The sequence below is a fragment of the [Clostridium] aerotolerans DSM 5434 genome (genome assembly GCF_000687555.1).
Classification (GTDB): Bacteria; Bacillota; Clostridia; order Lachnospirales; family Lachnospiraceae; genus Lacrimispora; species Lacrimispora aerotolerans.
This window is the reverse complement of record NZ_JHWJ01000005.1, coordinates 177663-191894: the sequence shown is the minus strand read 5'-3', so window position 1 is coordinate 191894 and position 14232 is coordinate 177663. Positions and strand designations below refer to the sequence as shown.

At 42.1% G+C, this 14232-nt stretch carries 14 protein-coding genes and 1 riboswitch; of the genes, 13 read left to right on the top strand and 1 reads right to left on the bottom strand.

Annotated elements, in window-relative coordinates:
• Positions 1-116 precede the first annotated feature (116 nt).
• Complete coding sequence (locus T546_RS0109255; RefSeq protein WP_026891364.1) at positions 117-1178, top strand: inorganic phosphate transporter; 1062 nt, start codon at positions 117-119, stop codon at positions 1176-1178.
• 29 nt (positions 1179-1207) lie between these two features.
• The gene (locus T546_RS0109250) at positions 1208-1831 is read left to right on the top strand and encodes a DUF47 domain-containing protein (RefSeq protein ID WP_026891363.1); all 624 of its coding nucleotides are present in this window, start codon (positions 1208-1210) and stop codon (positions 1829-1831) included.
• Between the two features lie 52 nt (positions 1832-1883).
• Here T546_RS0109250 and T546_RS24580 read toward each other — a convergent pair whose 3' ends face one another.
• The gene (locus T546_RS24580) at positions 1884-2798 is read right to left on the bottom strand and encodes a LysR family transcriptional regulator (protein ID WP_051629701.1); all 915 of its coding nucleotides are present in this window, start codon (positions 2796-2798) and stop codon (positions 1884-1886) included.
• Positions 2799-3234: 436 nt separating this feature from the next.
• On the opposite strand from T546_RS24580, the gene T546_RS0109240 reads away from it, so the two are divergent.
• From T546_RS0109240 to T546_RS0109190, 11 genes are all read left to right on the top strand, one after another.
• Positions 3235-4674: a non-oxidative hydroxyarylic acid decarboxylases subunit C gene (locus T546_RS0109240; protein ID WP_026891362.1), complete on the top strand. Its 1440-nt coding sequence runs from the start codon at positions 3235-3237 to the stop codon at positions 4672-4674.
• Positions 4675-4700: 26 nt separating this feature from the next.
• Complete coding sequence (locus T546_RS0109235; protein ID WP_024835856.1) at positions 4701-4907, top strand: non-oxidative hydroxyarylic acid decarboxylases subunit D; 207 nt, start codon at positions 4701-4703, stop codon at positions 4905-4907.
• Between the two features lie 59 nt (positions 4908-4966).
• Positions 4967-6343: an SLC13 family permease gene (locus tag T546_RS0109230; protein ID WP_026891361.1), complete on the top strand. Its 1377-nt coding sequence runs from the start codon at positions 4967-4969 to the stop codon at positions 6341-6343.
• Positions 6344-6369: 26 nt separating this feature from the next.
• On the top strand, positions 6370-6933 hold the full coding sequence (locus T546_RS0109225) for a UbiX family flavin prenyltransferase (RefSeq protein WP_026891360.1): 564 nt from the start codon (positions 6370-6372) through the stop codon (positions 6931-6933).
• Between the two features lie 24 nt (positions 6934-6957).
• Positions 6958-7335 (top strand): prenylated flavin chaperone LpdD, encoded by a 378-nt coding sequence (lpdD, locus tag T546_RS0109220; RefSeq protein WP_026891359.1) that lies wholly within the window; start codon positions 6958-6960, stop codon positions 7333-7335.
• Between the two features lie 16 nt (positions 7336-7351).
• On the top strand, positions 7352-7879 hold the full coding sequence (idi, locus tag T546_RS0109215) for an isopentenyl-diphosphate Delta-isomerase (RefSeq protein WP_026891358.1): 528 nt from the start codon (positions 7352-7354) through the stop codon (positions 7877-7879).
• 128 nt (positions 7880-8007) lie between these two features.
• Positions 8008-9807: a methyl-accepting chemotaxis protein gene (locus T546_RS25300; protein ID WP_051629698.1), complete on the top strand. Its 1800-nt coding sequence runs from the start codon at positions 8008-8010 to the stop codon at positions 9805-9807.
• 51 nt (positions 9808-9858) lie between these two features.
• Positions 9859-10061, top strand: a riboswitch (cobalamin riboswitch).
• A gap of 234 nt (positions 10062-10295) precedes the next feature.
• The gene (locus T546_RS0109205) at positions 10296-11315 is read left to right on the top strand and encodes an ABC transporter substrate-binding protein (protein ID WP_026891357.1); all 1020 of its coding nucleotides are present in this window, start codon (positions 10296-10298) and stop codon (positions 11313-11315) included.
• Complete coding sequence (locus T546_RS0109200; protein ID WP_034598671.1) at positions 11312-12382, top strand: FecCD family ABC transporter permease; 1071 nt, start codon at positions 11312-11314, stop codon at positions 12380-12382. The genes T546_RS0109205 and T546_RS0109200 overlap by 4 nt, the downstream gene beginning before the upstream one ends.
• Positions 12383-12405: 23 nt before the next feature.
• Complete coding sequence (locus T546_RS0109195; protein WP_026891355.1) at positions 12406-13158, top strand: ABC transporter ATP-binding protein; 753 nt, start codon at positions 12406-12408, stop codon at positions 13156-13158.
• Positions 13159-13519: 361 nt separating this feature from the next.
• Positions 13520-14230 carry a LytR/AlgR family response regulator transcription factor gene (locus tag T546_RS0109190; RefSeq protein WP_026891354.1) on the top strand — a complete coding sequence of 237 codons (711 nt, stop codon included), beginning with the start codon at positions 13520-13522 and terminating at the stop codon, positions 14228-14230.
• The last annotated feature ends 2 nt before the right edge of the window (positions 14231-14232 follow it).

Genomic DNA, 14232 nt, shown 5'->3' with positions numbered 1-14232 from the left:
ATTTTTTTGTAAAATGAATGCTAATTTTGTGTTAAAATGACAGACCACAAAGAATATTGTTGACCGCTGATTATGTTAGTAATTATTTTGGCGGCAAGAAATTTGGAGGTGATTGCTTGGGTGTTACCTTAGGTGAGTTTTTAGTGGAGCTTACAAAAAATCTGCCACTCTTGATCGTATCTGTTCTGACATTAGGTGTTATACTTGTAAATGGCTGGACAGATGCACCGAATGCGATAGCGACATGCATATCCACCCGTTCTATGAGGCCAAGAACGGCGATTTTAATGGCGGCAGTAATGAATTTTGCCGGGATTTTGATTATGACCTCTTTTAATGCTACCGTTGCCATGACCATTTATAATATGGTAGATTTCGGGCAGGGAGCAAACCAGGCCGGTGATGCGCTGACCGCACTTTGTGCAGCGTTGGCAGCCATTGTACTTTGGGCAGTTCTTGCCTGGAGGTTTGGTATTCCTACAAGCGAAAGTCATGCACTCATTGCAGGACTGAGCGGTTCAGCCATTGCACTTCACGGTAGCCTTTCCGGCGTAAACGGAAGTGAATGGATGAAGGTATTATACGGACTGGTGGCATCTGCGGTATTAGGCTTTAGCTTGGGATGGATCATGACAAAGCTGACGGAACGCTTATGCCGGAACGTAGACAGAGGAGCAGCTCAGCCATTTTTTAAGGGAGCTCAGATTGCTGGTGCTGCGGCCATGGCATTCATGCACGGAGCACAGGATGGTCAGAAGTTCATGAGTGTATTTTTACTGGGTACATTTCTTGCTAGAGGAAATGGCGGTGAAAATACCTTTGCAGTGCCTTTCTGGCTCATGGTTCTTTGTGCCGCAGTTATGGGACTTGGAACCTCCATTGGTGGTATGCGTATCATCAAAACAGTAGGTATGAGTATGGTTAAACTGGAAAAGTATCAGGGATTTTCCGCCGATATTGCGGCGGCTGCCTGTCTGATGGTTTCCACTCTGACCGGAATGCCGGTTAGTACCACCCATACAAAAACAACAGCAATGATGGGAGTAGGCGCATCAAAGCGTATCAGTGCTGTAAACTGGGGAGTTGCAAGAGAGATGGCACTTGCATGGATTCTTACGTTTCCGGGTTGTGGATTGGTTGGATTTTTGATGACCCATCTGTTTTTGCGTATTTTTTAAAGTGAGTTATTCTGAAGGGAGATAAAGGAATGGCAAAAAGAAGTGATAATGAGTATTTTACGCTGTTTGTCAAAATGTCAGAGGTTGCGTTAAAGACTCATAAGATGCTGACTGAGATACTGAGTGATTTTGATCTGGCCAAGCTGCCGGAACAGCTTGACAAGCTTCATGAGCTGGAATCCGAAGGAGACCGTCATACCCATGAGCTTATGAAGAGAGTTGCAAAGGATTTTGTTACTCCAATTGAGAGAGATGATATCATTGCCCTTGGAAGAGAGCTTGATGATATTACAGATAATATAGAAGATATCCTGATTAAAATCTACATGTATAATATCAAATCCATTACACCAGAAGCGATGGAGATGCTTAAAGTCGTTGGACAGTGCTGTGAAAAAGTTAACAGTTTAGTGGCAGAATTCTCAAACTTCCGTAAATCAGACTCTATTTTAAAGGACATTGTTGAGATCAACCATTTAGAAGAGCTTGGCGATGATTTATACATCAAAGCATTCCGCAATCTTTACACAAAGGGCGGAGATCCTCTGGAGGTGATTGCCTGGTCAGAAGTTTATAAGCAGCTGGAAAAATGCTGTGACACTTGTGAACACGCTGCAGATGTTGTTGAGTGCGTCATTGTTAAAAATACTTAATCATAAAAAACCTTGGTTTCTTTTTAGAAAGAAAATCAAGGTTTTTTTGATATCACATCATTACTTTCTTATTCTCTTTCATCTGTTTAAAAAAATCCAGTAATACATTTGTCTTTTCATATAACTGCGGATTATCATCGTTAGCAGACAGCTTCACAAGTCCAATGCTTGTTTTGACCGCATCTCTGATTCGATAGTATGTAAGCTGAGGAAACATATAAAGATTAGCCAACTGCTTTGGCAGCAAGGCGCAGCCTCCCTTTTGGATCAGGATGGGAAAAATCATCATATGTCTTGGAACTGTGCCTGTTATTTCTTTATTATACCCGATACGATCTAACTGCATTTTTGCTAATCTATAGATATCAGAATTCTTAGAGATGGTATATACGTGATCCGGTTTAAAACCAGCCAGATCGATTTCGCTTCCCTGTTCAAAGGGAAAGGTATCCTTATTGCATATGAGGACCATCTCATCTGTCACAAGAGGTACGATATCATATCCTTTTTCCGGCAATAAATCAGTACGGCAGATAGCAGCGTCAATTTCCTTCTGTGCAAGCTGTTTCATCAGAAAGCTTTGATCTGATTCCGTGATCTGAATGGAATAGTTGGTATATGTCTCTTGAAAATCCAGAAGCGGCTCCATGATTCCGCTTTCTGCCAAGCATGGGATTGTCCCAATGCTTAAGCGGTAAATACATGGAGAGATTCCAAACTTATTTAGTTTGAGCCGAAGTTCATGGGAAAAATTCCGAATGTTGAGAGCGTACTCCAAATATATTTTCCCTGCTTCCGTAAGCTCTGCCTTTGTGTTGCTTCTTACAAACAATACTACACCAAGTTCATTTTCGATCGCTTTAATATGCTTTGATAACGCTGATTGTGAGATGTAAATACTATCGGCTGCTGTAGAAAAACTCTTGTGCTCCGCCAATGCCAAAAAATCGTCGATCCATCTGATCATGATTGGTGCCCCCCCCTTTTTGCCTCATATAGTCTATAAAGCAGCTTTTGTAGTTATAAAATAATGAAAAATTGTCATTTTATAAGATATTTTGTCATTGATCATATTATAATACAGAATCACCAGAAGGAAAATACAATTTTACTAATTTGTGCTGACATTTTAGAATAGGGCCAAGTGAGCTAATTCGACAAACAGTGACATACAACTATACCTAATTCAGTACAATTCATTTGTTATTCTTTGTATTTAACCTATTTTTTTGTTATTTCCTCCAAATGTAATGATAGGATATTGATTGCATCTTTCTATTTTGGAATATGCTCCCGTTTCTTTTCGAATTGCCACGGATTCTCTAAATGCTATAATCGAAGAAACTGGGTGGTATCTCACCTGGAAACCGTTAACAGTTTACAAAAGATCAGGAGGATGAGTTATGGCAAACGTTTATCAGGATTTGCGAAGTTTTCTTTCCACGTTAGAGGAAAACGGTCAATTGGTTCGTATTAAGGAAGAAGTAAATCCAGAACCTGACATTGCAGCGGCTGGCAGAGCTGCAGCCAATATCGAGAATGCTCCGGCAGTGCTATTTGAAAAAGTCAAAGGGTATCCCTACAGCGTTGTGACCAATGTACATGGTTCCTGGGCCAATCATGCCCTTATGCTTGGTATGCCTAAGACAGCTTCCACCAAAGAACAATTTCATGAGATCAACCGCAGATGGGAGAGCTTTCCGGTAAAGCCTGAGATTCTGGACCGGGATAAGGCGCCCTGTAAGGAGAATACCATTGATAAACCAGAGGATATCAATCTTTTTGAAATACTTCCCCTGTACCGGATCAATGAACAGGACAGCGGTTTCTTCCTCTCAAAAGCTTCCATCATTACTGCTGACCCCAATGAGCCGGATAATTTTGACAAACTGAACGTAGGTACTTACCGCATCCAGGTCAAAGGAAAAAACCGTGTGGGAATTCAGGCTCTTGCCTTTCATGATATTGCCATACAGCTGGAGGCAGCCGAACGAAAGAATGAGAGAGTTCCTATCTGTATTACCGTAGGCAACAGTCCTCTTGTCACCTATATGGCGTCAACACCAGTCATGTATACACAAAATGAGTATGAATTTGTAGGGGCACTTCAGGATGGCGTTCCCACTCAAATTGTAAAATCAGATCTCTATGACAATCTCTACGTTCCGGCCGGATCAGAGGTAGTGCTGGAAGGTTATATAGAACCACGGGTTCGGGAAGTCGAAGGACCCTTTGGTGAGTTTCCAGGCTCTTATTCCGGTTCCCGCCGTCAATGTGTGATTACCATTACCCATGTGACCCACCGGACCAATCCCATTTTTGAAAATCTGTATCTTGGTATTCCCTGGACAGAGATTGATTACCTTATGGCACTTAACACATCGGTTCCCCTATACCAGCAGATCAAGCGGGATTTCCCTGAGGTTCAGGCAGTGAACGCCATGTACACCCATGGAATTGGCTGTATCATCTCTACCAAGGTACGCTTCGGAGGCTTTGGCAAAGAGGTCGCTTTCCGTCTGCTTTCTACTCCCCATGGAGGTTCTTACAGTAAGATCATCATCATCGTAGATGAATTTGTGGATCCTTTTAACCTGCCTCAGGTAATGTGGGCCTTGACCACCAGAGTACGTCCGGATAAGGATGTAGTAGTCATTCCTAACTGCCCCGGGATGCCTCTTGATCCATCTTCCTACCCGGCAGGTATGCATTCCAAGCTGATCATCGATGCTACCACACCAAAAGATCCGGAACCCAATCCACGTGAAGTAGAGCTTTTGGAGCCTCCTGTGGGTTATGAAAAATATGAGACCTTGATTCGTGAACTGATGGCAAAGATGTAAGACCATAATGGAAGGAGCAATGAACTATGAAATGTCCACGCTGTGACGGCAATAAAATCGAAATAATTGCAACCTCACCCGTAGGTAATGTATGGGAGGTTTATGAATGTATGGATTGTTTTTATTCCTGGCGGTCCACAGAGACTCCAGTTGTCCACGAAAAGTTTAAATTGACAAAAGAACAGATTGACCATCTGCCCATGATCCCGCCAATTCCGCCCCTGGATAAATAAACGAACAGGGAATGTCTTTATGCAATGCCTTAGAATAGAAAGGAGTGTTTGCTATAAAATTGAATAAACAGATTCTTGGTTTTTTCGGCGGTATCCTCGTTCTTGCCATCGTCTTATTACTACCTTTAGAGGGACTGGCAAGGGAAGGTCATATTTTTCTTGGCTTAACGCTTATGACCGTTGTTTGGTGGGCCACACAGGTGGCCCAATCCGGATATGTAGGGGGATTCTATGTTGTTTGTTTATGCCTCTTAAAGCTGGCGGATACAAAGGTTATTTTTGCAAGCTGGACCGGCTCCACCCTTTGGCTGGTAATCGGTGCCTATATGATAGCCAATGCTGTAAAAAAATCTGGTTTGGGCGAGCGGATCTCTTATATGTACATCCTAAAATTTGTAAGATCATGGAGAAGTATTATCATTGGAATCTTTGTACTGACACTTATTTTATCCCTCCTGATTCCCAACCCATGGTCCAGAGCCTTTCTTATAATGTCGGTGATGACAGTGATTATAAAGGCTGCAAAGATGCCAAAGGAAGACGCTGTTAAAGTTGGCTTTACTGTTTTTGCGGCGTCTGTACCAGTATCATTGATCTTTATGACTGGTGATTCCATCATAAATCCGTTGGTGGTCAGCTATTCTACCTCCGGTAATATTAATTTTATCACCTGGCTTGTGATCATTGGTCCGCCTGCTATTTTCTTAAGTTTAATGAATCTTTTTTTGATTCTTGTGCTGTTTAAGCCGACCAAGGAAGTCACCATGGATTTTGAGGAAGTACGGAAAGCCCAGACCGACCTTGGCAAAATCAGTGAAAAAGAGATACGGACATTGGTGTGGATTCTCATAGCCATAGTCTTGTGGGTTACCAACGGCATCACTGGGCTGGATATCGGCTGGGTGACTCTGGCTGTTGCCATGTGCCTTTCCCTTCCTGTCATTGGCAATGTACTGACGCCAAAGGAATGGGGAGATGTGCCGGTTCATGTTCTTGTATTCTTAACGGCTGCGATGGCAATCGGAAAGGTTGGGGCAGCGACTGGTCTTAACGACTGGCTGGCGGTTACCTTACTGCCTGACAAACTGCCGGAGAACATCTTTATACTGGCAGTTTTGATTGCCGGGATTGCAATTGTGATTCACATGTTCATCGGCTCGGTCATTGCGGCAATGGGGGTGGCTGTTCCGGCTATTCTCGTATGTACCAATGCACTTGGAATTGATCCTTTCGTCATAGCGGCCATTATCTACCTGGCGGTCTATACTCACTACATCATGCCGTTTCATCACCTTAATATCCTGGTGGGACAGGGGGAAGAAAACGGAATGTATACCCAAAAGGAAGTTATGAAAATGGGAGTTCCATTGCTGATCCCCGTATTTCTCACAGTTATTTTTGCTGTGATGTGGTTTACCGTACTTGGCCTAGTATAAGAAAAAATAGGAATGAGGTTGTATCCATGCGAATCATTATTGGAGTATCTGGTGCTACTGGTGTTATTATGAGCTATTATCTGCTAAGAGCCTTAAAAGAAGTGGAGGGCTGTGAGACACACCTTGTGGTTTCCGATTATGCAAAATTAAACTGGGAGCTGGAAACAGATCTGCCATTCCAGCTTCTGCTAGATAATGCGGACGTATATTACGATGTACATAATCTGGCAGCCGCCATTTCCAGCGGCTCCTACCAAACCGACGGTATGATCGTTATGCCCTGCAGTATGAAAACTCTGGCAGGCATTGTAAGCGGATATACGGACAATCTACTGATTCGTGCTGCGGATGTTTGTATCAAGGAGAACAGAAAGGTTATACTTTGTACCAGAGAAATGCCTTTAAGCAAGCTGCATCTTCGTAATATGCAGTCAGCTGCAGATTTAGGCTGCACCATCATGCCACCAATGCTGACATTTTACAATAACCCCCAATCCCTTGATGACCAGATCAATCATGTAATAGGAAAAACGCTGATGCAGTTTGGTATCAATCATAAAAGCTTTATTCCCTGGAACGGAATACATTAAGACCATCGTATAAAGAAAGGCAGTATGACTATGATAACTGAAACCTATGGAGATGGAAAATACATTGTGAACATTAGTGTCCATGATACCAATGGGTCTGGACTTGCTGTGTTTGTAAGAGGTGGGGATAAACCACACCTGGGAGGGGTCGCCCTGGCTTCTCCTGGAATTGAGATGCATGGCAGAACCTTATCAAAATGTGATCTCTGGACCATTACCGTTCCAGGACATAAGGATGCGGAGCTCGCCCAGAGAATCGCAAAAAAGATCTGCATCGCATCCGGGGAGCCAGTATCTGTCAGTCTTGGAATCCATGTGGAAAATGCAACTCCTGAGGAAATTGAGCTGATATGCAGCAATGTGGATGCGGGCGTAGATGTATTTCTTCAAAAATATCTATAAATGGATTGGAGTTAATATGGATGAGCTAATATGCGTTGATGTTCTGGACCTGCCGGTTGGTAAGGCTACAAAGGAAATATGTCATAAGGAAGGACTCCTCCACAGAGCATTTTCCGTATTCTTATATCGGGATGGGAAGCTGCTTCTTCAGCAGCGCGCCAGGAATAAGTATCATTCCGGTGGGTTGTGGACCAATGCATGCTGCTCTCATCCCCGATATGGGGAATCTCTCGACGACGCGGTCAGAAGACGTCTTTATGAGGAAGTGGGAGCCGTGTGTTCCTGTAAGGAAATCGGCCAGTTTATTTATTATCACCAGTTTGACCAAAATCTCTATGAATACGAATATGATCATGTATTCTTAGGGGAATATGAGGGTACGGTATCCCCCGATCCAGAGGAAATCATGGATGTGGCGTGGGTGGATGTAAGTGAGCTGTCAAAAAGCCTTGTGACAAGCCCTAATCAATATACGGTCTGGTTTTTAACAGCGGCACCTATGGTGATCCGTGAGTTATCAAAATCATTTACTTTTGAAATCTGAAAGTAAATCGTTTACTTTTTTACTAAAGACAATGAGTAGGAATCACCTGATAAAATGGCAGGATCCCAGTTGTTACTACGGAAGGAAAGAGACGGTTTTATTATAATTTACAAATGGGAGGTATCATAATGAATGAAAAAAAGGCGGCTAAGGTGTATATGAAACGATTGCCGGTGAAATGGAAGCTGTCAGTGGGATTTGGTATTTTGTTTGTAATCCTGCTCTTATCTCTGGGCACTTCAGCAAGAAGTATTTCCAGCATTGGAAAGCAGGTGGAGATGTACTCTAATTTCACCTATCCCCTGACCAGCCGCAATCTGTCTGCACAGGTTGATATGTACTCTGTACAGCGTTACCTATTAATGGCTATTTTAGATAAGTCTGCCGGGAAAGATTATCAGGCTTCCCTGGACTTATCCAATCAGAGCGTAGATGGGTTTAAGACCAATATGGAGTATTTTGCCTCCCATCAGCGAAGCAAAGCCAACGATGAGAATATTGCACAGATCACGCAGTATGTAACTGAGGCAGAGGCAGCAAGAATGAAGATCATTGACATGATTAAGGATCCTTCAAAAAAAGATACCAAGGCCGCCTATGAGTTGTTCCAAAATGATTTTGTACCTACGTTTAATAAGATTGCAAAAATCATGGATGATATGAATGCAGTAGGAGATCAGAAGGAAGCCATTCAGAGTAAGACAGCTAGAACCATTGTATCCAATGCCTGGATCATACTTGCGATTGTTTTACTCAGCGCCATAGCAGCAACCATTGGTGTTATATACGTGCTGGTCCGTGCAATCCTGATTCCTGTGACTGAAATCGAAGAGGTCTACAAGGAAATGGCAAAAGGCAATCTTCATAAACAGGTTCAGTACGAAAGCGACGATGAGCTGGGACGGATGGCGGTGAACATCCGGGAGACAAATGCCAGACTCACTACATATATTGAGGACATTATTGATAAACTGTCCCGCCTTTCCAAAGGGGACATGTGTATTTCCATTGATCTCGACTATATGGGTGATTTCGCAGTGATCAAACAGTCCCTTTTAAAAACCACAGAGGCACTTAATTCTACCATGCTGGTTATATCAACATCTGCGGATCAGGTGAATTCCGGTGCCGGTCAGGTGGCCGATGCTTCCCAGTCACTTGCATCCGGAGCTACAGAGCAGGCTGCCACAGTAGAAGAATTAACAGCGGCCATTCAGAGCGTAACGGAAAAAGCAGAAAAGAATACAGTTTCTGTTCGGAAAGCAACGGAATATGTGGCGCAGGCAGGAGAGGGTGTCTATGAAAGTAACGATCATATGAAGAACTTGAATGCTGCAATGAAGGAAATTATCCAGTCTTCCGAGGAAATCTCCAAGGTAACAAAGCTGGTGGAAGACATTGCCTTCCAGACGAACATTCTGGCTCTCAATGCAGCGGTAGAAGCAGCACGGGCAGGGGAAGCGGGAAAAGGCTTTGCGGTGGTTGCCGACGAGGTGAGAAATCTGGCAGCTAAGTCTGCAGAAGCAGCAAAACAGACGGCAGAGCTGATTCAACAGTCGAATATGAAGGTTGCAGAGGGAGAGAAAATAGCAAGCCAGACTCTCGTGCTATTAAATGATGTTGCGGAAAAAGCGGCTATGGTGGATGAGGCAATCAAAGAAATTGAAGCGGATTCACAGGATCAGACCAATGCCATCGTTCAGATCAATCAGGGCTTATCTCAGGTTTCCTCTGTGGTTCAAAACAATGCTGCCACTGCAGAAGAAAGCTCAGCTTCCAGCGAGGAGCTTACTGCCCAGGCTCAGATTCTTCGGGGGGAGCTGTCTAAATTTAAGCTTTCCTTAAACACTAATAAGGGAATGAGCGAAACCCATGAGCCGGAAAGTCACTTCCATGAAGACGGTAATACCGCATCTGGAAAGTATTAGAATGTCTTGACTTTATGGTAGAAGTAGGATATTATACCTATGAATTTCAAATTACATAGGAAGAAATACGGTTCGGCCCATTGCCGATTAATAGAGAAGTCAGGTGAGATTCCTGCATAGTCCCGCTGCTGTGATAGCGTAGGTTTTTTGTGAATCATTCGACCACTGAGAGCAATCTTGGGAAGGTAAAAAAACCACTGATGAAAGATTCAGAACGCTTAAGTCAGAAGAACTGCCGTATTTTATTGTGATTTCCTCGCGGATGACGATGGGAACAGCTTTATAAAAATCGTGTCAGTTACAGACAGGACATTTTTGGTGTACCTGATGGCGGTTTGTTGTTCATGGTAAAATACCCCTAGTATTTGCGCAAAGGCAGATATCAGGGGTTTTTCTTTGTGATCTTTTTGTTCTCGGCAAGAACCATCATGGCGTAGTTCTATGGAAATTATGAAATCAGAAAATAACAGAGGTTGAGGAGACAAAAGATGAAAAAAAGATTAATTGCACTGGCAGCCGCCATAATCCTTTCTGCAACAGGATGTTCTACAGCAGCGCCATCAGGTGAAAAAAAGGCCGAAACATCAACTGCCATAACAGAAGCAGCTGGTCAGGACGCAGATGCGTATGGCGAGGTAGTAATTCAAAATGGTGACAGGACCATTACCTTTACCTCCATGCCCCAGAAGGTACTTTGCTGTAATTTATACAGTGCTGAAAACATGGTAATGCTTGGACTAAAAGATTATATAGCAGGAAGAAATGTACCAGCTAGCAAGGCAGAAACCCCTCTTCCGGAATTGGCAGATGAGTTTGCCTCCATACCTGAGATAGAGGTCTCACATGAGAACGCTGTAGCTTTGGAAGCAGACCTTGTGATCGGACAAATCAGTTCCTTTCAGGAAAGCAAGTGGGGAACCTACGATATGTTCGGCAACAAAGGCGTGAACTGCTATACCATAACCGGCACCCTTGTAAAAGACGAAACCATAGAAGATGTTTATACCGACATTGAAAACCTTGGTAAAATATTTAAGGTAGAAGACAGGGCTTCGGCTTTGATTGATAAGATGAAAGGGGAAATCACGGATATCCAGACCGCTGTTTCTGATATTGAGGAAAAGGACAAAGTAAAAGTCTTTGTCATGGACACCTTTAAGGGAAATGAAATATATACTACATCAGCTGGCTTGCAAAGCAACTTAATTGAACTGGCAGGCGGTATTAACGCAACCAGAAACATGGCTGACTCCCGTTGGTTCAACACCAGCGTGGAAACGATTGTGAAAACAAATCCTGATATTATTATCTTTAATGATTACGGTCAGCAGACCATTGAGGAAAAAATGGATTTTATGAATAATAACCCAGCACTTGCTGATGTAACAGCCGTTAAAAATAAGGCCTACTTAACGGTTCCTCTGGTAACGGTTATGCAGAATATCCGGTCAGCCAGCGCGTGCAAAAGCTTTGCTGAATTTTTCTATCCGGAGAAATTCAAACAATGAGACAGGAGAATGGTAGGAATCTAAGAGGAATCATTCTGTTTCCTGTACTGATTGCTGTTTTGTTTGTTTCTCTCCTGTTTGTGATATCCAAAGGCTCCACAGACATTTCCCTGTCTGTGGTCTACGGAATCTTAAATGACCAGGTCTTACATGGCGGACGGGAATTAAAAGAGGGCTTATGGGGGAGGGCGGATTATCAGATCATCTGGAATATCCGGCTTCCCAGAGTATTGTTTGGTATCTTATGCGGTGCCGGTCTTGGATTATGCGGAGCAGTGATGCAGGCACTGGTTTTGAATCCCATTGCCGACCCATATATTCTTGGCATATCCTCAGGTGCATCTTCGGGGGCAGCCTGCGCGCTGCTTCTTCCGATTCCATTCTTCGGAGGCCAGTATCAGACTACAATCATGGCTATGGTTGGTGCTCTGATATCCTCTGCTCTGGTGTACTTCATGGCAAAATTTGCCGGAGGCGGTAAGCTTCATCCGGTCACCTTATTGCTTTCCGGAACCGCAATCAATGCAGTAATGAGTGCTGTCACAGGTTTTTTAATATTTATTGCAAAAAGCTCTGAAAGCATTGCTGCTGTGTATAACTGGCAGATGGGAAGCCTGGCAGCTGCTCAGTGGTCCACACTGACTATCCCAGCTCTTGGCGTTCTTCTCGGTCTCGTCGTTTGTATCCTTCAGTCAGGGAATTTAAACCTGATGATGATGGGAGATGAGGATGCGGCAGCTCTTGGTCTGTCCGTAAAGCATGTTAGAGCTGGTATGTTTATTGTATGCTCGGTAATCGTTGCCTCCCTGGTTTCTGTTACCGGTATCATAGGCTTTGTGGGCCTGGTGGTACCTCATGTGGTTCGTCTGATGATCCGCTCCAGCAATAATAAACTGGTGATTCCACTCAGTTCATTATCAGGAGCCATTTACCTCATGTGGGCAGACAGCCTGGCCCGCAGCGCATTCCGGGCGGCAGAGCTTCCGATAGGTATTATTACTGCATTTGTTGGGGCGCCATTTTTCCTATTTCTTATGATTCGGAAAAATTATGGAGTTAGAGCGTAAGAGAACGGGAGAAAAGGAGGAGTATGAAGATAGAATATAAAGATGTCAGTGTATCAGTTGGAAGAAACAGAATCGTACATGGAGTGAATTTAACGGCGGAAAGCGGTATTATAACAGGAATTATAGGACCAAACGGCTGTGGAAAGTCAACGCTGTTAAAAACGACTCTGGGACTCAATTCTATGGACGAAGGAGATATATTACTCGATGGCCGTTCCGTGACAGGATTAAACAACAAGCAGCTGGCTAAGCGTTATGGTTATGTGGGCCAGGATAACAGCTGTACCTTTGATTTTACTGCTTATGAAATCGTTTCCATGGCCGTTCCTATCCGGGGAAGAATGAGCAAACGGGCGGAGCAGGAGATTGTTTTGAATTCTCTGGAACAGTTAGGAATTTCACATTTAAAAGACCGGAACATACAAAGCTTATCTGGTGGAGAGCGGAAATTAGTCTTCATCTCAAGAGCATTTGCCCAGGGCGTGGATACCATAATTCTTGACGAACCCACCAACCACTTAGATATCAAACATCAGCTTTATATTTTAGATATTTTAAAGCAAAGCAAAAAGACCATTTTAATCGTCTTACACGATTTAAGGCTGGCGGCGCATTATTGCGACACCCTGTATTTAATGAAGCAGGGAAATGTTGTTTGCGGCGGCAGACCATCTGAGGTTCTTCAAAAGAAAAGGGTAAAACAGGTGTTTGGAGTAGAAGGCTTTGCGTTAGAATTAGAGGATGGGGCACTTGATTTTCATCTTAAGATGAATTAGCTTTTTTACAAGTTTTTTTTAATTTAAGCTTTAATAAATCTTATTTTTTTGCAATATAAAATATATAAATCGCCGTCAAGATTATCTTGACGGTTTTTTGTTTTTTCAGAAATAGAAACTATTTGCGGAATCAATCTTATAAGATAGTAAAGGAGTAATTTGTTGATAACATTGCAAAAGAATGTTGTAATATATCGAATTAAATGATGAAAATAATATTATTTTGCAAATAACTGTCTTTAATTTAATAAAACTTTATTTTGTGTAAAAATAGTATTATAATATGATTGTTGCAAATTATAAAGTGAAAGTAACATTGTATTATTATAATATACACACATTATAATAAAGGGGAATGAATATGAAAATGCATATCGTTGTTTGTGATGATGAGGCAAGTGCTGTAAAATTAATTAAAGAAAGGTTATGTATCATACTTGATCCACTGATTCAATATACTTGTTATGAATTTACCGACCCAAGACATGTTATTAAAATGGCAAAGCATACTCCTATCGATTTGCTTTTAATAGATATTGAGATGCCGGATATAATAGGGTTTGATGTAGTTAAGGAAGTAAGAATATATAATGATCAGTTACTGGTCTTATTCATTACAAACATGGACATGTATGTATATGAATCATTTAAACTCCAACCATTCAGATTTATCAGAAAATCTCATATAAATGAATTAAATGAAGCATTGGTCAGCGCTGTATCTATAATAAAGAATAATATGGAAATTTTTAATGTGCCAATTAATCCGGTTACGCACAAGGAAGTGAAGATTCATGATATTGTCTATTTTGAATCTTTGCATAATAATGTTAAGATAGTCTTAAATGGAGATTCATATGTATTTAGATCTACTTTAAAACTCATTGAAGAACAATTGGAAGATAAGAGATTTGTTCGTATACATAGCGGATTTTTGGTTAATTTGAAATATATCTATCTTATCAGAGGGTCTATGGTAGAAATTAGTTTTAATGATAATATAATTTCGCTTCCGCTAAGCAGAAATCGTAGAAACAGATTAATTTCTGAATATAAAAGGAGTTTAAGATAAAA